The 20,680-nt window shown below is 71.2% G+C and carries 16 protein-coding genes; 8 read left to right on the forward strand and 8 right to left on the reverse strand.

The window, feature by feature from the left end; all coding sequences use genetic code 11:
- Positions 1–11: 11 nt before the first annotated feature.
- Genes BLU09_RS02965 through BLU09_RS39790 form a run of 3 tightly spaced genes read right to left on the reverse strand, consistent with a single transcriptional unit; the run spans position 12 to position 3,419 of the window.
- On the reverse strand, positions 12–926 hold the full coding sequence (locus BLU09_RS02965; protein WP_090485105.1) for a glycosyltransferase family 2 protein: 915 nt from the start codon (positions 924–926) through the stop codon (positions 12–14).
- A gap of 1 nt (position 927) precedes the next feature.
- On the reverse strand, positions 928–1,878 hold the full coding sequence (locus BLU09_RS02970) for a glycosyltransferase family 2 protein (RefSeq protein WP_090485107.1): 951 nt from the start codon (positions 1,876–1,878) through the stop codon (positions 928–930).
- 20 nt (positions 1,879–1,898) lie between these two features.
- Positions 1,899–3,419 (reverse strand): oligosaccharide flippase family protein, encoded by a 1,521-nt coding sequence (locus BLU09_RS39790; protein ID WP_090485109.1) that lies wholly within the window; start codon positions 3,417–3,419, stop codon positions 1,899–1,901.
- 195 nt (positions 3,420–3,614) lie between these two features.
- Here BLU09_RS39790 and BLU09_RS02980 point away from each other — a divergent pair, with 195 nt between their 5' ends.
- From BLU09_RS02980 to BLU09_RS03000, 5 genes are all read left to right on the forward strand, one after another.
- Positions 3,615–4,283, forward strand: a complete 669-nt coding sequence (locus BLU09_RS02980; protein WP_090485111.1) for a class I SAM-dependent methyltransferase — start codon at positions 3,615–3,617, stop codon at positions 4,281–4,283.
- Positions 4,284–4,292: 9 nt separating this feature from the next.
- Positions 4,293–5,441 (forward strand): glycosyltransferase family 4 protein, encoded by a 1,149-nt coding sequence (locus BLU09_RS02985; protein ID WP_090485113.1) that lies wholly within the window; start codon positions 4,293–4,295, stop codon positions 5,439–5,441.
- Positions 5,438–6,610 (forward strand): glycosyltransferase, encoded by a 1,173-nt coding sequence (locus BLU09_RS02990; protein ID WP_090485115.1) that lies wholly within the window; start codon positions 5,438–5,440, stop codon positions 6,608–6,610. The genes BLU09_RS02985 and BLU09_RS02990 overlap by 4 nt, the downstream gene beginning before the upstream one ends.
- A 163-nt stretch (positions 6,611–6,773) precedes the next feature.
- A complete protein-coding gene (locus tag BLU09_RS02995; protein ID WP_090485117.1) occupies positions 6,774–8,033 on the forward strand; it encodes a glycosyltransferase family 4 protein in 1,260 nt (419 codons plus the stop codon).
- The gene (locus BLU09_RS03000) at positions 8,030–9,181 is read left to right on the forward strand and encodes a glycosyltransferase family 4 protein (protein ID WP_090485119.1); all 1,152 of its coding nucleotides are present in this window, start codon (positions 8,030–8,032) and stop codon (positions 9,179–9,181) included. Before BLU09_RS02995 ends, BLU09_RS03000 begins: the two co-directional genes overlap by 4 nt.
- A gap of 13 nt (positions 9,182–9,194) precedes the next feature.
- Here the strand turns inward: BLU09_RS03000 and BLU09_RS03005 are convergent, their stop codons facing one another.
- Genes BLU09_RS03005 through BLU09_RS03025 form a run of 5 tightly spaced genes read right to left on the reverse strand, consistent with a single transcriptional unit; the run spans position 9,195 to position 16,335 of the window.
- A complete protein-coding gene (locus BLU09_RS03005; protein ID WP_090485121.1) occupies positions 9,195–10,337 on the reverse strand; it encodes a glycosyltransferase family 4 protein in 1,143 nt (380 codons plus the stop codon).
- Positions 10,306–11,766: a hypothetical protein gene (locus BLU09_RS03010; RefSeq protein ID WP_090485123.1), complete on the reverse strand. Its 1,461-nt coding sequence runs from the start codon at positions 11,764–11,766 to the stop codon at positions 10,306–10,308. The genes BLU09_RS03005 and BLU09_RS03010 overlap by 32 nt, the downstream gene beginning before the upstream one ends.
- Complete coding sequence (locus tag BLU09_RS03015) at positions 11,763–12,899, reverse strand: glycosyltransferase family 4 protein (RefSeq protein WP_090485125.1); 1,137 nt, start codon at positions 12,897–12,899, stop codon at positions 11,763–11,765. Before BLU09_RS03015 ends, BLU09_RS03010 begins: the two co-directional genes overlap by 4 nt.
- Positions 12,896–14,146, reverse strand: a complete 1,251-nt coding sequence (locus tag BLU09_RS03020) for a glycosyltransferase (protein ID WP_090485127.1) — start codon at positions 14,144–14,146, stop codon at positions 12,896–12,898. Before BLU09_RS03020 ends, BLU09_RS03015 begins: the two co-directional genes overlap by 4 nt.
- On the reverse strand, positions 14,143–16,335 hold the full coding sequence (locus tag BLU09_RS03025) for a GumC family protein (protein ID WP_090485129.1): 2,193 nt from the start codon (positions 16,333–16,335) through the stop codon (positions 14,143–14,145). Before BLU09_RS03025 ends, BLU09_RS03020 begins: the two co-directional genes overlap by 4 nt.
- Positions 16,336–16,540: 205 nt before the next feature.
- On the opposite strand from BLU09_RS03025, the gene BLU09_RS03030 reads away from it, so the two are divergent.
- The 3 genes from BLU09_RS03030 (at position 16,541) to BLU09_RS03040 (ending at position 20,656) form a co-directional block, all read left to right on the forward strand.
- Entirely contained in the window at positions 16,541–17,887 is a 1,347-nt protein-coding gene (locus tag BLU09_RS03030) for a bifunctional glycosyltransferase/class I SAM-dependent methyltransferase (protein ID WP_090485131.1), read from the forward strand.
- 90 nt (positions 17,888–17,977) lie between these two features.
- Positions 17,978–19,672 carry a hypothetical protein gene (locus BLU09_RS03035; protein ID WP_090485133.1) on the forward strand — a complete coding sequence of 565 codons (1,695 nt, stop codon included), beginning with the start codon at positions 17,978–17,980 and terminating at the stop codon, positions 19,670–19,672.
- A gap of 264 nt (positions 19,673–19,936) precedes the next feature.
- Positions 19,937–20,656, forward strand: a complete 720-nt coding sequence (locus BLU09_RS03040; protein WP_090485135.1) for a hypothetical protein — start codon at positions 19,937–19,939, stop codon at positions 20,654–20,656.
- Positions 20,657–20,680: the final 24 nt, after the last annotated feature.

Consider the following 20,680-nt stretch of genomic DNA (forward strand, 5'->3'; position numbering starts at 1 on the left):
GCCCCGCACCGTCAGCGGCCCGCCACGCGCTGGCGCAAGGTGGTGGCCAGCGCCCACGGCGGGAAGCCCAGCACGTAGCGCCAGCGCGGCGCCTCCAGGTGGAGCGGCAGGCCGCGCCGGTACAAGTCCAGCGCCAGGTCCACGCGGCGCTGGGACAACAACCAGTGCGTCACGTGGCGCAAGCTGTAGAGCAGCATCTCCAGCCGCTCACGCCTGCGGGCCGTGCCTCCCGGGTAGCGCCCCAGGCGCTCCTGCTCCAGGAGATACCGCGTGCCCCGGTAGCCGGACTCCAGTGACGTGGACGTGGAGCCCACGTGCTGCCGGTAGCCCACCACCACGGGCGCGCGCACCCAGGCGAAGCCCGGGTCCGTGCCCAGCCGGTACAGCAGGTCGTAGTCCTCGCCACTGATGCGCAGCGGGGTGAAGCCCCCCACGCGCCGCAGCGCCTCCGTGCGCACCGCCAGCACGCACGCGGTGCGCGGCGTCCGGTCCTCCGCGCTGGCCAGGTAGTCCGCGAAGCGCAGCACCTGGAGCGGCTCGCGGCTCACCGTCGCCAGGGTTTCGGCCCGGGAGAACAGCGCCGCCGTGCCCAGCACCAGCGACGTCCCTTCCGCCTCGAGCACCTGCCGGTACGTGGCCAGCGTCCAGGGGAACCACACGTCGTCACTGTCCAGGAAGGCCACGTAGGTGCCCCGGGCCTCCTGGATGCCCAGGTTGCGCGCGGTGCCAGGGCCCGCGTTGCGCTGGCTGAGCACGCGCACCTGTTCGCCGTAGCGGGCCAGCGTCTCCAACGTGTCGTCGGTGGAGCCGTCATCCACGACGAGCACCTCGAAGTCACGCTCCTCCTGCGCGAACACGGACGCGAGCGCCGCCTCCAGCAGCCGGGCCCGGTTGTACGTGGGGATGATGACGGAGAAGAACGGCATGTCACACGCGGGCGCGCAGGCCCATCTGCGAGATGCCCAGGAAGGTGGCCAGTTGCTTGCGGTACTCCGGCAGGCTCATGCGCCCGCGCAGCAGCGTCTGCGTCAGCACCGCTGAGTTGTACGGCAACGTCCCCACCAGGATGGCCCGCATGGCTGTCTCGTGCAGCCGGCCGTGGTGCTTTCGGAAGTACGCCAGGCGCGTGCGCCACAGCTCGATGCGCACCTTGTCCGCCCCGGTGTCGGACGGACGGAACGAGCGGCTGGTCAGGTGCGTAATCACCGCCTCCGGGCAGAAGGCCACCTCCCAGCCCGCCTTCCAGGCCCGCACGCACCAGTCGGTGTCCTCGGTGTTGCCCAGCGGGGACATCTGCTCGTCGAGCAGGCCCACCTCCGCGAGCGCCTCCTCGCGCACCACGATGCAGGCGCCCAGCACCCAGCTCACGCGGGCCTCGTCGTGGCCGTACTGCGCCGGGTCGATGGCCATCGCCTTGAGGAAGTGGAGGGGACGCGGCAGGAAGACGATGTCGAAGAGCTGCCCGGCCAGCGACATGGGGCGGAAGGTGCAGTTCTGGATGGTGCCGTCCGCGTTCAACAGCCGCGCGCCCGCCATGCCCACGCGCGGGTTGTCATCCATGAAGCGCACCAGCGCGTCGAAGGCGCCCTCGTGGACGATGGTGTCGTCATTGAAGATACAGAAGTGACGGCCCCGGGCCTGGCGCAGCACTTGGTTGTGGTTGGCGGAGAAGCCCTTGCGCTCCGTGTTGAAGAGCCAGCGCACCTGGGGGAAGTCGCGCCGCATGGCGTCCACGCCTCGCCCGTCCGTGGCGTTGTCGACAATCCAGACCTCGAAGGAGCTGTCGCGCGTCGTCGCATACAGCGTGCGCAGACAGTCGTGCAGCAACTCCGGATTGCTGTGATTGACGATGGAGATGACCAGGTCGGGCTTCTTCATCGGGACCTCCGCATGTCTGCTCACGTCGACGCCGGGCTCACCGGAGCTGGCCTCGCGGCCCTCCGTGCCCGGATGAATTCGAGAATCTGCCTCAGCTCGCCCAGGAGTGGCAGCGTTCCCGGCAGGCGCTCACGGGCCCACACCAGGATGGCGAACAGCCCCGCGCCCACCAGCGCCTGCGCCACCACACCCTCCTCCACCAGCCGCGGCGCCGCCAGACACGCCCCCAGCAGCACCAGCCCCAGGGTGATGAAGGGCTCCACCACCTGCCGCACCAGCCCTCGCATCGACGGGTTGAGCCGCTCCACCAGCCACGCCGTCACCCACACCTCGGCCAGTCCCACCACCACGCCCGCGGGGCCCATGCCCTCCAGGCCGAAGCGTTGGATGGCCCACGTCCCCAGCCCCCACTTCGCCGCACCCACGCCCACGACGACGGCCAGCCGCTCCCAGGGCCTGCCGCCCGCGTTCTGCGCCGTGGCCAGCAGCCCCACCAGGGTGGTGAGGATGCACTCCATGCTGAACCACTGCACCAGCACCACCGCGGGCAGCCACCGCGTGCCGAAGAAGAGGGGCACCGCCACGGGGACGGCCAGCACCGCCAGGGGAATGGCGAGCAGCAACACCGAGGACAGCCGGCGCAGCGACGTGCGCAGGTACTCGGCGAAGCCCTCCGGGTCATCCTGCAACCGGCAGTAGGCGGGGAAGGCCACGCGGTTGAGCACCACGCTCAGCATCATCGGCGTGGAGGCCAGCGCCCAGGCCCAGTTGACCAGCCCCACCGCCTCCTTGCCCAACAGGTGCCCCACCACCAGCGGCACCCAGCCCGCCACCATCGCCGCCACCAGGGGCGGAAGCTGGAACGCCAGCCCGAAGCCCAGGAGCCGCCGCAACACGTCCACGCGGAAGCGCCCCTGGGGACGCCAGGGGGATGCCCACCAGATGCACACCAGCCCCACCCCGCCACGCACCAGGCCGCCCAGCGCCAGCGCCCAGGCCCCGAAGCCCAGCGCCGCCAGGGAGATGGTGGTGATGACCTGCACCACGTTTTCAATCAACTCGGCGCGGGCGATGACGGGGAAGGCCAGCTGGCGCTCCAGCGCCATCAACGGAATCACGCGCAGCGAGGACAGGAACAGGCCCAGCGCCAGCGCCCACACCATGGGCACCGCGCCGTCGCCCAGCGCATAGCCCCGCGTCAACTGGGGGGCCAGCAGACAGACGGAGGCCACCACGACGGCGGTGAGCGCCTGGTGGCACCAGAAGATGGTGAAGGTCTCATCCCGCGTGGGCTCGTGCGGCTGACGGACCAGCGCCGCGCTCAGGCCCAGGTCCCCCAGGAACACGCCCAGGGAGGCCGCGTAGGACACGATTCCGAACAGGCCGTAGTCCGACGGGAAGAGCAGCCGGGACAGGAACAGCGCGCTCACCACGCGCAGCCCCTGGGACGCCACGGTCCGCGCCGCCAGGACGAACATGCCCTTCAGGGCGCGCGCCTTGACTTCGACGGCGGTGGCTTCAGGCGCTGGGGTCGCGTTCATGGTGCGGAGCGGCCCGCTCCGGGTGTCCTGGGCAGGGCCAGCGCGCGGGAACGCGCGGGAACGGAAATGCTAGCGACAGCGCGCAGGGCCTACAAGCAACGCGCGTTCCCCGCACGGCGGGATGCCCCGCTCGCCTGCCTGGACACCGCGCCAGGGTTGCCCTTCCCGAAGCGCCGGGGCTACGGTCCGCCCACAATGCGTCCCGGTGGAAACATCTTCCAGTTCCTGAAGCGCGAAGTCCTCGTGGGCGAGCACGAGGTGCTCCACCGCACGCTGAAGGAGGCGCTGGTCGGCATCTGTGACAGCGTGCTGGACATCGGCTGTGGCTCGCGCTCGCCGCTCCACAGCTTCTCGAACCTGCTCCCGCACACGGTGGGCGTGGATGGCCACCCCACCAGCATCGAGCGCAGCCGGGCCGCGGGCATCCACCGCGAGTACCACTGCATGGACCTGATGGAAGCGGGCCAGCGCTTCGGTCCGAAGAGCTTCGACGCCGTCGTCGCGCTGGACGTCATCGAGCACTTCGACAAGCCAGACGGATTCCGGCTGCTGGAGATGATGGAGTCGCTGGCGCGCAAGCGCGTCATCATCTTCACGCCCAATGGCTTCCTCCCCCAGGACGAGTGGGACAACAACGTCCACCAGGTGCACCGCTCCGGCTGGGAGGTCTACGACTTCGAGCTGCGCGGCTACCACGTCACCGGCATGAGCGGCTGGAAGCCCCTGCGCGGTGACTACGCCCTGCCGCGCATCCGGCCCTTCCGGCTGGGCAGCCGCCTGTCCATCCTCACCGAGCCCTTCGCCACGCGCTGGCCCCGTCACGCCTTCCAGCTCCTCGCCATCCGCGACATGGAAGTGTCCTGACGCCGCGCCATGCCTCCTTCGCGCACCGCTCCCGCCTGGCATGTCCTCACCGGCGAGTACCCGCCGCGGCCCGGCGGCGTCGGTGACTACACCCGGCAACTGAGCCGCGCGCTCGCCCGTGCCGGGCAGGAGGTCCACGTCTGGGCTCCCGGTGAAGGCGGTGTCCGCGACGAGGACGGCGTCACCGTGCACCGCGCCCCCGACCTCCTGACGCCCAGGGGACTGCCCGGCCTGTCACGCGGGCTGGATGCGTGCCCGGGGCCCCGGCGCCTGCTGCTCCAGTACGTTCCCCATGCCCTGGGGTTGAGGGCGATGAACGTCCCCTTCTGCGCGTGGTTCGCCGCGCGGCGGCACGACGCGCGCTGGGTCTACATCCACGAGGCGGTACATCCGTGGAGCCCGCGCGGCCCCTGGCGCCACCACATCCTGGCCGGCACCACGCGGCTGATGGTGCGCCTGGTGGCGAGCGCCGCCAACCGCGTGTTCGTCTCCATTCCCCAGTGGGCGGAGCACCTGCCCGCTCGCGTCCGGCCCCATGCGGCCTGGCTGCCGGTTCCCAGCAATCTGCCCGTCGATGTCTCCCCTGCCGCCGGGGACGCGCTCCGCGCGGAGTTGGGTGAGGGGCCCTGGCTGGGACACTTCGGCACCTTCGGACGCCTCACCGCTGAGCCCCTGGAGGCCGCGCTGGTGCCGTTGCTGCGCGGTGAGGGAACGCGCCGGGCGTTGATGCTGGGCAGAGGCAGCCGCGCCTTCGTCGAAGGCGTGGAGACGCGCCACCCCGAGCTGCGAGGCCGGCTCGTGGTCAGGGACTCGCTCGCGCTGGACGACATCGCGGTGCATCTGACGACGTGTGACGTGCTCCTGCAGCCCTATCCGGACGGCGTGAGCACGAGGCGCACCACGGTCATGGCGGGCCTGGCCCTGGGGCTTCCTGTCGTCACGAACACCGGGCACCTCACGGAACCGCTGTGGCGCGAACACGGCGCCGTCGCCTTGGCCGAAGGCACGGCGCCCGCCGCGTTGGTGGAGTGCGCCGAGGGCTTGCTGTCGAGCGCGGACACGCGGCGGGAGCTGGGCCAGCACGCGGCCCGAATCTACCGCGAGCACTTCGCGCTGGAGCGCACGGTGGAAGCGCTGCTGCGCGCCGGCCCGACATGACGCCCCGCCACGCGACACCCGCGGCCCGGCTGGCGCTGCTGATGGACCCGCGCGAGGAGGGCTGGCCCAGCATGGACCTGGTGGGCGAGGCCCTCCTGGCGGGACTTGCCGAGCATCCCTCCGAGGTCCACGCGACGGCCGTGCGGCCAGACATGCCCGCGGTGCTGCGGCGGCTTCCCCGGGCAGGCGCGCGCAACGCGGCGTTCAACGCGGACCGGCTCCTCACCCGCTTCGGCCTCTACCCGAGCCGTGCGCTGCTCGCCCGGGGGCGGCACGACGCCTTCCACGTGGTGGACCACACCTACGCGCAGCTCGTCCACGCGTTGCCCGCGTCGCGCACCGGTGTCTATTGCCATGACCTGGATGCGTTCCGCTCCGTGCTGGAGCCTCGGCGCGAGCCGCGTCCTGCGTGGTTCCGCGCCATGGCCCGTGCCCAGCTCGCGGGACTGGAGCGCGCGGCCCTCGTGTTCCACAGCACCCAGGCGGTGCGCATGGAGCTGCTCGCGCATGGCGTGGTGCCGGAGTCGCGGCTCGTCTGGGCGCCGTATGGCGTGTCCCCCGAATACCGCCCGGAGCCCACGCCCGGAACGCCCGATGCCAGCGAAGCCGTGCTCGCACCGCTGGGGGGCCGGCCCTACCTGCTCCACGTCGGCAGCGCGATTCCTCGCAAACGGCTGGACGTGCTCTTCGCCGTGTTCGCCGCGCTTCGCGCGCGCTACCCGGAGCTTCGGTTGGTGCAGCAGGGCGGCGCACTGAACGGCACACAGCGCGCGCAGGTGGAGGCGTTGGGTATTGGCGATGCGTTGCTTCAGCCTCCTCGGCAGGAGCGGGCCACGCTGGCGGGCCTCTATCGACGCGCGACGGCCGTGCTGGTGACGAGCGAGGCGGAGGGCTTTGGGCTCCCCGTCATCGAGGCGATGGCCTGTGGTGCCCCCGTGGTGGCCAGCGACCTGCCCGTGCTTCGGGAGGTCGGAGCAGCAGCCTGCACTTACTGCCCCGTGGGGGACGTGCCGGCGTGGGTGGAGTCCGTGGCCGCGCTGCTCGCCGGCCATGACGCACAGCCCTCGCGCGAGGTACGGCTGACCCGCGCCTCGCGCTTCACCTGGGCCGCGCATGCACGTACGGTGCTGGACGCCTACCTGCGGCTGCTCGGTGCCTCCACGCCGTGAGGTCGGCAGGCTTCGCCCCACCCGGAGCGTTCCGCTCGCCCTTGGCGATACGGACACGCCCAGGGTCATCGCGCGAACACAGTGCGCGGCGGCGTTGTCAGTGCCGCAAGCCCCAGCAACGTGCCTTGACCCGGGGAGAGGTGTTTGCTTCGGTCCACCCGCCGTGCGCCTCCTCTTCCTCAATCCCGTGGGCATCCTTGGTGGAGCCGAGCGCGCGCTCCTCGATTTGATGGCGTGCCTGAAGCAGCAGGACTCAACGCTGTCGCTCCACCTGCTGGCGGGAACGGCGGGGCCGCTGCTCGACGAAGCGCGCGCGTTGGGCGTGGATGCGCGGCTGCTGCCATTGCCAGAGCACCTGTCCACGCTGGGCGACTCCGCATTGCGAGGCCACGGTCCACTGGAAGCGCTGCGCTTCGCCCGTCGGCTGGCGCCCACATCCGGACTGCTGGTGGACCATGGACGCGCGCTCCGCCGGGACGTCGCCGACATCAGCCCCGACCTGGTGCATTCCAACGGCATCAAGACGCACCTGCTCAGCGCCGCCACCGCGGGCCTGCCCTTGAAGCGGGTGTGGCACATCCACGACTTCCTGGGCGAACGGCCCCTGGTCCGCCGCGCGCTGAGGCTGCTGTCGCCCCTCGCATCGGCGGCCATCGCCAACTCACGGGCGGTGGGCGACGACACGCGCGAGGTGCTGTTCCGAGTGCCCGTGCACGTCGTCTACAACGGCGTGGACACCACGCACTTCTCCCCCGGCCCCGCGGACGGCGCACAACTGGACCGGCTGGCCGGTCTACCCGAAGCCCCCGAGGGCACGCTCCGCGTGGGACTGGTGGCCACCTATGCCCGATGGAAAGGCCAGGACGTCTTCCTCGAAGCCGCGGCAACGCTGACGCGCCTGTACCCCGCCCTGCCCGTGCGTTTCTACCTGGTGGGCGCGCCGCTGTATCAGACGCCCGGCTCGCAGTTCTCCGAGGAGGAACTGCGCCGGCTCATCACCTCACGAGGCCTGGCGGAGCGCGTGGGCCTGGTGCCCTTCCAGTCCCATCCAGCCTCCGTGTACCGGGCCCTGGACGTCTTCGTTCACGCCAGCACCCGCCGGGAGCCCTTTGGCCTCACCATCGCGGAGGCGCTCGCCTGCGGGCGGCCCGCCATCGTCTCCAGCGCGAGCGGCGCGGCGGAGGCACTCACGAATGGCACGGACGCGCTGCTGATACCGCCGGGCAATGTGCACGCGTTGGTCCAGGCGATGCGAACGCTGTTGGAGGATGCAGCCCTGCGAGCCCGGCTGGGCACGGCCGCGCGACTCACCGCGGCGGCGAGCTTCTCGCGCGAACGCTACGCGAGCGAGGTGCTCACCCTCTACCGCACGCTCGTGCGGAGCAGTCCCCCATTTGAAAGCCGTGGAGCCCCCATCCCTTGAAGCAGTCACGCCGGCTCATCACCCTCTCCCACTCCTACGTCGTCGGCCTCAACCGGCGCCTCGCCAACGAGATGGTGCGCGTGGGCGCGGGTGCATGGGATGTCACCACGGTGGCACCCCGCTTCTTCCACGGCGACCTGAGCCCGCTCGCCCTGCGACTCGAAGCGGACGAGCCGGCCAGGACGGAAGGCGTGCGCGCCTTCTTCAGCCGCTCGCTCCACACCTTCCTCTACGGTCCGGAGGTGCGTGCTCACCTCGCGCGCGGCGCGGACCTGGTGCACGTGTGGGAAGAGCCCTATGTGCTGGCCGGCCTGGAGCTGGCATTGCTCACACCGCGTCGCATCCCGCTCGTCTTCAGCACCGCGCAGAACCTGTCCAAGCGTTACCCGCCGCCCTTTGCCCAGGCGGAGCGCTTCGTCGTCCAGCGCGCTTCCGGCTGGGTGGCCTGGGGTGAAACCGTGAGGGACAACCTCCTCACCCGTCCCGGCTATGCGGAGCGTCCCGCGCGCGCCATTCCCATGGGCGTGGACGCGGACCTGTTCCAACCGGATCGCGCCGCGGGCGAGTCCTTGCGGCGCGAGCTCGGGTGGGAGACCTCAGGCCCACCCGTGGTGGGGTTTCTCGGCCGCTTCGTCCCGGAGAAGGGCGTGCCCCTGCTGATGGCTGCGCTCGACGCGCTCGACACCCCGTGGCGCGCGCTCTTCGTGGGCGGTGGCCCGATGGAAGGTGCGTTGCGTGACTGGGCGGCCCGGCACCCCCAATCGGTGCGAGTCCTCACCGGCGTGCCCCACTCAGGCGTGCCACGCGCGCTCAACGCCATGGACATGCTGTGCGCCCCCAGTCAGACGACGCGCCAATGGCGGGAGCAGTTCGGCCGCATGTTGGCGGAGGGCTTCGCGTGTGGCGTGCCCGTGCTCGGCAGTGACTCGGGCGAAGTCCCGCGCACCATGGACGACGCGGGCATCGTGCTGCCGGAGGCGTCCGTGTCCGCCTGGACGCAGGCGATCGCCAACCTGTTGGAGAGTCCCCAGCGCAGAGAAGAACTGGCCACACGGGGCCGAGAGCGCGCCGTCACCCGCTTCTCGTGGCCGGTGGTGGCGAAGGCACACCTGGACTTCTTCACCGAGGTCCTGGAGCGGCGCGGCTGACGAAGCAGGCGCCTCAGCCCTCGCGCTCCACCGTGTCCACGATGGCCTCGGCCATGGTGTCCCATGTCTGCGCCCGGAGCGTCTCCGACAGCGCGGCCACATGAGGCGCCCAGGCCGCGGCGTGCTGGCGCCAATCCTCCAGGCGCCGCACCAACGCGTCCACGTCATCCGGCGCGTCCAGCAGCAGGCCCGACAGCGCCTCCGGGTAGCGCTCCGCCACGCCCGCCGAGCGGCTCACCAACGCAGGCAGCCCGGCACACAGCGCCTCGTGGACGTTCAGCCCATATGCGTCATACCGCGTGGGCGACACCAGCACGTCCGCCGCCGACAGCAAGCGCGCCACGTCGTCACGGAAGCCGAGGAACTGGATGCGCTCCCCCACTCCTCTGTCCGCGGCTTCGCGCTCCCACGCATCCCGCTGCGCGCCCGAGCCCACGACCTTGAGGTCCACGCCCCAATCCGCACGCGCACACAGCCGCAGCCACGCCTGGAAGAGGGTGTCGAAGCCCTTGCGGCGGTCGCCCAACGCGCCCACGAAGAGCGCCACGGGCCGGGACTCTGGCCACCCCAGGGACGCGCGGACCTCACGGCGCGCCTCGGCGGTTACCGGGCGAAAGCGCTCCGCATCCCCACCGAGATAGATGACGCGCACCCGGGACGCAGGAACGCCCGTGGCCGCCACCACATCATCCCGCGTGCGCTCCGAGTTGGCGATGATGACGCGCGCGCGCCGCAGGGCCTGCCGCTCCGAACGCACGTAGTACCGGTGGCTCACGTGGCCCTTGAGCTGGCGCAGCACACCGCCGCTGGGCTCGGAGGCATAGGCGCCGTGGACGTAGTGGACCCAGTTGGCGGACGCCACCGGGCAGTTGCCCCCATTGGCCACCACGCGGCCGCCCTCGGCGCGGGTACGCAGCGCCCAGGCCCGGCCCACCGCGCTCAGCAGCGGTTCGCCGAGCAGATACGCATTGGCGGGCTTAGGCACTCGCACGAAGCGCACATTGGGATGGCGCAGGAGGACCTCCGCCACGCGGTGTGCCACCAACCGGACGGGGTGCCCCTGCTTCGCCAGCCAGAGCGCCAGCGCCAGGTTGGCCCGGTCCATGCCGCCGGTATCCACGAAGTCACCGGCGATGAGGGTGTACGGTCTTCGCATGGGCGAGGGCGCCGAAGAGCGCCGCGTTGAGCAACCAGAACTCCATGCCCGTCTGGCTCATGAAGAACGGATAGCTGAAGGTGAGCGCGAAGGCGCCCAGGTTGTACGCGAAGAGGACGCTGCCCCACAGCCAGAACTCGTCCTGCGGACCGTCACGCCTGCGAGCGACCCGGAAGGCCCACAGCAGCGACATCAACACCCCCAGCGGGTAGAACAGCACGCCCAGGATGCCGCCGTCGTAGACCCAGGCGGTCCACTGGATTTCCGCCCACAACGGCGGGCGCTCGCGGTCGCTGTTGTCGCCGAAGTAGGCATTCGTCATGCCGTAGCGGCCCAGGCCCGCGCCCAGCGGATACTCAGGCAGCACGTCCGCGAAGGTCCCCGTCAGGAAGTAGCCGCGGTTGCGGTGGTACACCTCGTCGGGGCTGGCCGCGAAGAGCGAGGCCCAGCGATTCATCACCGCGTCGCCGCCCACCGCCACGGCCCAACCGAAGGTGGCCACGCCCGCGGTGCCCACCACCGCCAGCAGGGCCAAGAACCGTCCCACGCGGCCACTCACCAGGAGCACCGCCGCCAGGGCCACCAGACACACCACCAGCATGACGGCGGTGGCGCGCACCTGCGACAGGTAGATGCCGAAGAGCCCCACCAGGATGCCGCCCACGCTCAACACGCGCGTCAGCCCACGACGGGATGACAGCAGGAAGCCGCCGCCCAGCAGCACCGCGTAGAAGCCACCAGTGGACGCGCCGCCCGGAATGTCCGTCAGGCCCATGGGACGGAACACGCGCACGCCGTCCGAGGTCTCGAACTGGAGGCTGCTCACATAACCTTCGCCCTGGCCCTGCACCGCGGCGGACAGCGCGGGCTGGAAACGGCCGGGGAAGTAGACCTGCAGCACCCCCACGCCCGCGCTGGCCGCGTTGAAGAAGAAGAGCAGCGCGAGCGTGCGACGGAACGTCTTCGGGTCGATGGCCAGCCGGGTCACCCACAGCAGTGGCGCGGCGATGGCGAGCTGGATGCCCAACTGCGCAACCGCCGCCAGCGGGGCACCGGTGCCAGGATTGAAGAGCTGGAGCGAGGTGATGCCCAGCGCGGCCAGGATGAAGGGAAGCGCCGGGTGCTTCAGACTCCGTCCCCGCACCAGCGCCAGCAGCACCAGACTGACGCTGAAGGCCAGCACGCGCACCGCCACGCGGAGCGGCGCGATGGCCTCCACCAGCAGCGCGAGCTGGCAGCAGATGAGCAGACCGACGAAGAGCGGCACCAATCGGCTCGACGCCAGCAGGCCGCCGCCCATGCGCGCACCTCGAGCGACGGGCCCGGTGGGCGAGGCCCCCTCCGGAACCGCCTCCAGCGCGGCCCCCGGTGGGCGGCGCACGTACCGGCGCTTCAGCACGCCGGGGCCCTGAAGCTGGGGCGCCCTCACACCGGCACCGCCTGCTCGGACAGCGCGCGCAGCGCCTCCTCCATGCCGCGAAGGAAGCCTCCCGCATCGCTCAGCGCCGCGGCACGCGCGGGCCCCGCCGCGCCCAGCCGGGCACGCGTCTGGGGGTCCTCGATGAGCCGCCCCAGGGCCAGGGCCAGTGACTCCGGCTCCGGACGGACGAACACCCCGCAGGAGGCATCCACGATTTCCAGCGCGCCCCCCATCGGCGTGGTCACCACGGGCAGGCCCGCCTGGAGCGCCTCCACGAAGACCAGACCGAACGCCTCCGGCCTCGAGTTGGGCTGGCAGTGGATGTCCGCGGCGCGCAGCAGCCGCGGCACGTCCGAGCGTTGCCCCAGGAGCCGCAGCCGCCCCTCGATCCCCAGGTGCTTCGCCTGCGCCCGCAGCCCCTCCAGATAGGCGTCCTCGTCCGGACGCTGAGCGCTGCCAGCGAACCAGACGCGCCAGCCCGGCACCGCTCGCAGCCGGCCCAGCGCCTCCAGCAACAAGCGCTGGCCCTTCCCCTCCTGCATTCGGCTGGCGTGGAAGATGACGGCGTCCCCTTCGGAGGCCCCCAGCTCCGAGCGCACGCGCGCGCGCTCGGACGCGCCCAGCGCCGGCGGTGGCATGGGCAGCGGACAGTGCGTCACACGCCAAGGCACCTGGGGATAGACGGACACCAGCGTGCCCGCGGCGAAGCGGCTGTTGGTCAGCACCAGGTCGGGCGGCGTGACACGCGCCCACCGCTCCAGCCAATGCTGGCCCGTCAGTGCGTCATGCTGGAAGAAGGCCAGGGGAACGCCAGCGGTGCGCACCACGGGCCCGAACAGGGCCTGAGGCCAGATGGCGTGGCAGATGACGACGTCGTAGCGCCCGCTGCGCAGCAGCTCTCGCAGGACGCTCCGCGCGCGCCACACGGACCAGGGCCGGCCTGTCTTCGCGGGCCCCAGCACACGCACCTCCACGCCCGCGTCGCGCAGCTCCCGAGCCAGCCGGCCCTCGAAGCAGAGCGCGAAGGCATGTGACAGCGACGGGCGAAGGTTCCGCTCGCGCGCCATCGTGTGCAGCAGCGTCTCGATGCCACCGTAGAGGTTGCCGCTGGAGATGTGCAACACGCGCAGGGGATGGCTCATACGCTCCCCGTCAAGCGCAGCAGCGCCACGTCGGGCGCCATCACCGGCGCGGGCCGGCCCAGCGCCTCCGAGTACAGGGACAGGCTGCGCCAGGCCATGACGTCATGCCGGAACTCCGCCACGGCCCGCTCGCGGGCCTCGCGCCCCAGTCGCTGCGCCAACGCGGGCTCCTCCAGGAGTCGCCGCGCCGCCGCCGCTAGGGCCTCCGCGTCGCCGACCGGCACCGTCAGCCCCGTCTGCTCATGCAGACTCACCCACGCGACGCCCGAGTGCGGAATCGCCGTGTTCAGCACGGGCAGACCGCTGGCCATGGCCTCCACCTGCGACAACCCATACGCCTCGCTGCGGGCATTGCCACAGAACCAGAGTGCGGTGGCCGCGTGCAGCGCGCCGACCAGCGAGTCCGGAGGCAGATAGCCCGCCCACGTCACCCGGTCCGCGACGCCCAGCGCGCGCGCCCGGCGTCGAGCCTCCGCCTCCAGCGGCCCCTGCCCCACCACCACCAGCCGCCCCGGCACCCGGCGCAGGGCCTCCAGCGCGGTGAACAGGCCCTTGTAGTAGACGAGCCGCCCCACCATGAGCCACAGCGGCGCGCCCGCGGCCTGTGCCCGCCAGTGGGCCTCCGCCTCCCGCGCGGCGGCGCAGGGATGGAGGTATGGCGCCAGGTCGAGCCCCAGCGGCAGCGCCCGCACCTTGCCGCGAAAGGCGCGCAGCAGCGGTGAGCCCGAGACATAGGCTTCGCTGGTGGCCAGCACCCGCCGGGCCCGCGCGTAGAGCAGCGCCTCGAAGGGCTTGAAGAGCGCGCCCGCCACCCTCTGCCGGATGACGTCACTGTGGTGGGTGATGAAGACAGGAGGCAGCCGGCGCACCACATCCAGGGCCAGCACCCAGGTCGGGTTGGGCGTGTGCAGGTGCACGATGTCCACGCCCCGCGACAACGCGCGTCCCAGCATGCGCGGCAGGTCCGGCATCGCGTCCATGCGCGCGACGGAGGCCAGCCGGCCCAGGCGCGTCACGCGCACCGGTCCGTCCCACGTCTCACACGTGGGGCTGCGGCCCTGGAACTCGTGGCTGGTGCCCGCGCCGTCCGCGGCATGGTTGGCGCACAGCACCTCCACCTGCGCGCCGAGCGCCGCCTGGGCGCGCGCCAGCGTCTGCACGTGGGCTTCCATGCCCCCCGACGCGGGAGGATAGAACTTGCCCAGGTGCAGCACCCGCAAGCCCGCGCCCGCTGATGGCGCGTTCACGACTGCGCCACCCCATCCTTGGAGTCTTCCGCGTACTGCCCGTAGCCCTGGTAGCCCAGATACGAGTCACCGTAGCGCGGCGCCGACAGGTCCACGTCGTTGAGGATGGCACCGTACATGCGCGCCTGCACGTCCGCCAGCGAGCGCAGCGCACGCCGCGCCGACTCGCGGTTCGTCTTGGCCGCCTTCAGCACCAGCACCACGCCGTCGCACTTCGTGGCCAGCACCGCCGCGTCCGCCACCGCGTTGATGGGCGGGCTGTCCAGGATGACGCGGTCGAAGCGCTCGGAGGCGGCCTTCAGCAGGTCCGTGAAGGCCTGGGTGTGCAGCAGCTCCGCCGGATTGGGCGGCAGCGGTCCACACGGCAGCACGAAGAGGCCGGGCACCTCGGTGCTCTTCACCGCCGCGTCCAGTGTGCCCTCACCCACCACCAGCGAGGAGATGCCCAGCTCGTTGGGCACTCCGAAGGCGCGGTGCAGGCGCGGCCGGCGCATGTCCGTGTCCAGCAGCAGCACCCGGTTGCCGCTCTGGGCCATGGCCACGCCCAGGTTGATGCAGGTGGTGGACTTGCCCTCCTGCGGCCCGCTGGACGTCACCACCAGCGTCTTGAACGGGTTGTCCGGCGACATGAACAGCAGGTTGGTGCGGATGGCGCGGCAGCACTCCGCCGCTGTCGACTTGGGTTCGCGGTGGACGTGAAGGTCCCGCTCGCGTGGCGCCTTGCTGCCGTCCAGCCGCGGCATCACGCCCAGGAAGGCCAGCCCCAGCCGCTCCTCTACGTCCGCCTGCGTGGCCACGCTGTTCTCCAGGAGCTCCAGCAGCAGCACCACGCCCAGGCCCGCCAGCAATCCCAGCACCAGCCCCACCGCCAGGTTGCGGCGCACGTGAGGCTTCACCGGCACCAGGATGGGCCGCGCCGGGTCCAGCACGCGCACGTTGCTGGTGCGCAGCATGCCGGACAGCTCGATGTCCTTCAGGCGTCTGGCCACCAGCTCGTAGAGGCGCTGGTTGTTGTCCGAGTCGCGCTTGAGCCGGTCGAACTCGATGGCCTTCTTGTTCACCAGGAAGGCCTCCGACTTCTCCGCGTCCAGCAGGCGCACCAGGTTCTTCTCCTGCGCCACCGACTCCGCCAGCGACGTCTCCGCGCTGCGCACCACGTTGCTCAGGCTCTTGAGGAAGTCCTCGCGCACCACCGACAGCTTGCGGTTGCACTCCAGGAGCTTCGGGTGCTCGGCCAGGTAGCGCTCACCCAGCTCCGCGCACGTCATGCGCAGCTCGGTGTAGCTGCGCCGCAGGTCCTGGATGGGTCCGTCCGAGGCGCCCGACAGCGCCTCCGCCCACGTCTCATCCTCCGGAGATGCCTTGCGCAGCCGGTGGATGGCCTCCACCCGCGCCTGCTGAGCGGCAATCTGGATGCGCACCTCGGTCAGCTTCAGGTTGAAGCTGTTGATGCGCTCACTGACGATGCTCATCCTCGACTCGAGCGACGTGGACAGCATGTCCGCGTCCTTCTTGAAGTCGTAGACGGCCAGCTCGCTCGTCTTGGACTGCGACTCCAGCTCGGCCAGACGAATCTCCAACCAGTCGCGCGCGTCCTCCGTCGTCCGGAGCTTGAGGGCCAGGTTCTCCGCCATGTACGCGGCGGCCACCTCGTTGGCCAGCAGCGCGGCGCGCTTGGCGTCGAAGTCATCCACCGCGATGTTCATCACCCGCGAGTCCCTCGCGGGAATCACCCGGATGCGCGACTGGACCAGCGCCACCGCGTCCGCGCCCTGCATCGCCTGCAGGCGGGCCTTCTCGTCGGTGATGTGCGCCAAGCCCAGGAAGTCCGCGTCCGTGGACAGGCCCAGCTTGTCCACCACCCGGCCCGCCACCGCGCGCGAGGTGATGATTTGGCTCTGGGTGGCGTAGTACTCCTTGTTGAACCAGTAGTTGCTGCGCTCCTCGCCCATCACCTCCTTCACTTCCCCATCCAGGAAGCGAGGCGCCATCACGTCAATGATGAGCGAGGCGCTGGCCGAGTACACCTTGGGCTGGCGCAACGTGTGGGCGGCCGTGAGCGCCGCCACCACCACCGCCACGCCAAGGACGACCCACTTGCGGCGCCACACCGCGCGCACATACTGCATGAGGCCCGCGGGCGTCAGGCCACCGGCGCCGCCGGCGGGGTCGAAACCGGTTCCATCCACGTCACGTCTCCCTGCTGTCTCCAGAGCGACTCCACGGCCTGGCGGCACTCCGCCGACCTACACCCACACGCTTGGGGACCGCGACGAGCGTGCCGTGTCCCCGCGGGGTTGTCCATCGTTCCGCGGTCGCCTGGATGCCCTCCATCCACGCTTCTTCGCGGGCACTGACGCGCATGGCCGAGCCGCCTGTGCTAGTCAGCCCGGCGTGACGCCACCGCTTTCCTTCGTCCTCCCCTTCTCGCCCGACACCGCGGCTGCCGCTTCCCGCTTCGCCCAGGCGTTGCCTCCTGGCGCGGAGGTCGTCCTCGCTGGAGAGGGCTCCGTCGACGCCGCCTCCTCGCCCAACGTGCACGTCCTCTCGGTGCCGGGTGGCAAGGGCGCGGCCATCCGCGCCGCGCTGGAGAAGGTGTCGGGCGCGGTGACGGTGCTGCAGGATCCAGACACCTCGTATTCGCAGGACGTCTATGACGCGCTGGTGCGCCCCATCCAGGCGGACACCGCGGACGCCGTCTTCGGCCTGCGCACGGCGCAGGGGCTGGCGCCGGAGCTGCTGGCGGACCGGGCCCTGGGCCACGTCACCCGCTTCGTCACCGACGTGCCGCTGACGGACCCGCTCACCGGTCTGCGCGCCTTCCGCACCGAGGCGCTGCGCTCCGTCACGCTGACCAGCGACGACGACGCGGTGGACGCGGAGCTGGTGGTGAAGCTGGCCGCGCAGTTGTTCCGCCTCACCGAGGTGACGCTGCCCCCGGGCGCGGTGCCTCGCCGGACGCCCGCGGCGCACCTGTCCCGGCTCAAGACGCTGGTCCGCTACGCCACGGTGCGCGACGACGCGGACAACCAGCACGAGGGCTACACCACGCTGGAGCGCATGGACGGCGCCGTCCACTACAACCAGTGGCTGGGCCGCCGCTTCCGCGAGCACCTGGGCCGCCGGGTGCTGGAGATTGGCGCCGGCATCGGCACGATTACCCGCGAGCTGGAGTCGGGCCTGGAGCTGCTCATCGCGCTGGAGGTGGACCGCTTCTACGTGGACCGCCTGAAGAACCTCTTCCGCGGCAAGCCGCACATCCGGCCGTACCTGTCCGACGTGGCCCTGGCGGACTGGGAGTCGCTCAAGACGGAGCGGCTGGACACCATCGTCCTCTCCAACGTGCTGGAGCACATCCCGGATGACGCGTCCGCCATCCGGCGCTTCAAGCAGATTCTGGCGCCCGGGGGCCGGGTGGTCATCCTGGTGCCCGCGCTCCAGCAGCTCTTCGGCGCCATCGACGAGGCCGTGGGCCACTACCGCCGCTACACGCCCTCCACGCTGCGCGCGGTGCTGGAGGAGAACGGCTTCCAGGTGGAGACCCTGGAGTGGATGAACCTGGCCGGCCTGCCGGGATGGTTCGTCAACAGCCGCCTGCTGCGCCGCCGCTCGGTGCCCAAGCTCCAGCTCAAGCTCTACGACACGCTGGCGCCCCTGATTGCGCGGGCGGAGTCGCACGTGAAGCTGCCGGTGGGCATGAGCCTCTTCGCCGTGGCGCGCGCCACCGGCGGCGATGCGTGAGGCACCGCCGCCACGCGTGACACCCCGGCTGTCCATTGAATCGCAGCCGCCTTCCGAGGCGGCCTCGCCCGAGAGCAGGGCCCCGCCGCCATGAACTCCACGCCCTTGCCCGCCGCCGCGCCCCCGGAGCCCACCACGGCCCCCACTCCCGAGCGCCAGCCCCTGCCATCCCGAGGCGCGCCGCGCGCCGTATGGGCCGCCCTGGCGGCGCTGTACGTGTTGCTGTTCCCGTACCACCCGGGCCTGCGCTCGCCCAACGAGCTGTGCCGGCTGTGGCAGACGCGCGCGCTGGTGGAGTACGGCACCCTGCACATCAACCAGGCGCTGCACGACTACGGCAAGGTCGGTGACCTGTCCGTGAAGGACGGGAAGTACTACCCCAGCAAGGCGCCGCTGCTGTCGTTCGCCGCCGTGCCCCTCTACGCCGCGCTGCGCGCGGTGGGCGGCGGCCACCGGCATGCCGTGCCGGAAGTCCCCCTGGTCTTCTTCTCGCGCCTGTTGCTCACCGTGCTGCCCACGCTGGGCCTGCTGTGGCTGATGCGCCGCTACCTGCGCGCATCCCTGGAGCCGCTCGTCGCGGACGCGCTCACGGTGACGTATGGGCTGGGCTCGCTGGCCTTCAGCTACTCGCTGCTCTTCATGAGCCACCAGACGACGGCGGTGCTGCTCTTCGCCAGCTTCTACGCGCTGTGGCGCTGCGCGCGTGGTGAATGGCGCGAGCGGGGCTACGTCCTGGCGGGCGCCTTCGCGGGCGCCACCGTGGCCGCCGAGTACACCGGCGCGCTGGGCGTGCTCGGCTTGGTGCTGTACGCGGTGCTCACCATCGCCTTCCAGGACGCGCCCGCGCGTGTTCGCTGGGCGCGCCTGGGCCGGGCCGCGGGGCTGGCCACGCTGGGCGCCCTGCCCTTCCTGGTGGCGCTGATGGCCTACCACCAGGTGACGTTCGGCCACCCGCTGACGAGCGGCTACAAGTACCTCAACGACGCGGGCTACCAGCCCTGGCACCTGGGCGGCTTCCTGGGCATCCGCACGCCGGACCCGCGCGCCTTCGCCCTGTCCTTCTTCTCCCCGCTGCGGGGCCTGTTCACCCTGGCGCCCTTCCTCCTGCTGGCGCTACCGGGGCTGGTGCTCGTGTGGCGCCGCCGGAGCCAGTCGCCGGAAGCCCGTGCGCTGGCGTGGCTGAGCCTGGCCCTGCTCCTGGGCTACACGTACTTCACCTCGTCGTTCTCCTACGACTCGTGGGGCTGGACGACGGGGCCGCGTCACCTCACCGGCCTGGTGCCCTTCCTCCTGCTGCCCGCCGGCCTCTTCCTGGAGCGCCTGCGCGCGGCCGGCCAGGGCGCGTGGGCCCTGGGCATGGCCGCGCTCCTGTGCGCGGTGTCCATCGTCGCCACCGGCGTGGCCACCTTCATCAACTACATCCCCGATGACGTCTCCAACGCCGTGGGCGCCCTGGCGCTGCCGCTGCTGCGTGCGGGCTACTTCCCGCCCGGCGTGCTGACCTTCCTGGGGCTTCCGACGGGACTGGCGGGTGGGGTGCTGGCGGGGCTGCTGCTGGGCACCGCCGCCTGGGTCTTCGTCAGCCTGGCGCGGAAGCCCGGCCAGACATGGCCCGCGGCGCCCGCGCTGGGGGCATCCCTGGTGCTGCTGCTGCTGCTGGGCACGGCGCATGTCTTCACCAGCCGGCATGACACCGCGGACCGCAACGCCGTGCGTTTCCTCAAGTCCGTCTGGTTGAACGCCCCGGAACGTGACGTGACGTTCTGGCCTCGCGGGCGCGGCTGAAACACGACGCTCCGTGAGACTGTCACGGAGCCACCACCCGTCTCGCCCTCTGGGATGAGCCTCACGGTCCGTCCCACTTTGTCGCTGACTCGCAAGTTTTGCGAGGTCCGCAATTCGTGTCGTGTGATTCCGTGTCAGGCTTTACCCAGGCCTCTGGCCAAGCGGCTGGATGCATTGACATGGCTGCATGGCGAGAGCGGGCCTGAGGATTGCTGAGACAGACACCTGCGCTTCCCTGCTGCCCTTCAGGGCAAGGAGTCCCCGGTGCGCTGTCATCCGACCCGCAAGCCCGCACACGCCTCTGGCGCGAGGAGAGGGTTCACCCTGCTGCTGGCGCTGGGCCTCATCGCGCTCGTCACCGCGGGCGTGCTCGTGTCCCTCCGCGCGGTGAGCACGGAGAGCACGCTCCAATCCCATGAGCGCCGCTCGCGTGAAGCCCTCTTCGCCGCTGAGGCGGGCATGGCTGAAGGGCGCGCCGTCGTCCTGGCGATGATGAACAACCCCGTCGCGGGAGGCGTTGGCAGCTACAGCCAGGACGTCCTCCAGCGCCTGCAGGTCGTGGCCGAGCAGGGCCTGCCCGACGTCGCCGCGGGCGGCGTACCCTGGCGAGAGCTCATTCCCCAGACGCCGTACACGCTGGCGCGTGGCACGGCCATCGACGACACCGTGCAGGGCGCCTCCGTCGAAATCAACGACGTGGAGGGCGAGCCCATCCGCGCCTACCCGGAGGCTCGCAGCGTTTCCTTCCGCGTCTTCGTCGTGGAGGACGACGACGACGCCGACCGCAACGCCGACGCCAATGGCCGCATCTGGCTGGTGTCGGTGGGCGAGGTCCAACCCCCAGGCGCGGGCCTCCCCTACCGCACCATCGTCCGCTCACTCCTGGAGCACAGCAGCACCCCGGGAGGGCTCGCGTGCGGCTACGGCATGAAGATGGGCTGCCGGGGCAACGGCACCTCCAGCAGCGGCCTTCCGACATTCTGATTCCCAAGCCTTCGACCGCAATCC

The organism is Myxococcus virescens, from assembly GCF_900101905.1.
GTDB classification, from domain to species: Bacteria; Myxococcota; Myxococcia; order Myxococcales; family Myxococcaceae; genus Myxococcus; species Myxococcus virescens.

Excerpts from the sequence above, each read along its gene's own strand:
- BLU09_RS02980 (WP_090485111.1), top strand. The coding sequence starts at position 3,615 with ATGCGTCCCGGTGGAAACATCTTCCAGTTCCTGAAGCGCGAAGTCCTC.
- BLU09_RS02990 (WP_090485115.1), top strand. The coding sequence starts at position 5,438 with ATGACGCCCCGCCACGCGACACCCGCGGCCCGGCTGGCGCTGCTGATG.
- BLU09_RS03035 (WP_090485133.1), top strand. The coding sequence starts at position 17,978 with ATGAACTCCACGCCCTTGCCCGCCGCCGCGCCCCCGGAGCCCACCACG.
- BLU09_RS03015 (WP_090485125.1), bottom strand. The coding sequence starts at position 12,899 with ATGAGCCATCCCCTGCGCGTGTTGCACATCTCCAGCGGCAACCTCTAC.
- BLU09_RS02965 (WP_090485105.1), bottom strand. The coding sequence starts at position 926 with ATGCCGTTCTTCTCCGTCATCATCCCCACGTACAACCGGGCCCGGCTG.
- BLU09_RS02985 (WP_090485113.1), top strand. The coding sequence starts at position 4,293 with ATGCCTCCTTCGCGCACCGCTCCCGCCTGGCATGTCCTCACCGGCGAG.
- BLU09_RS39790 (WP_090485109.1), bottom strand. The coding sequence starts at position 3,419 with ATGAACGCGACCCCAGCGCCTGAAGCCACCGCCGTCGAAGTCAAGGCG.
- BLU09_RS02970 (WP_090485107.1), bottom strand. The coding sequence starts at position 1,878 with ATGAAGAAGCCCGACCTGGTCATCTCCATCGTCAATCACAGCAATCCG.
- BLU09_RS03005 (WP_090485121.1), bottom strand. The coding sequence starts at position 10,337 with ATGCGAAGACCGTACACCCTCATCGCCGGTGACTTCGTGGATACCGGC.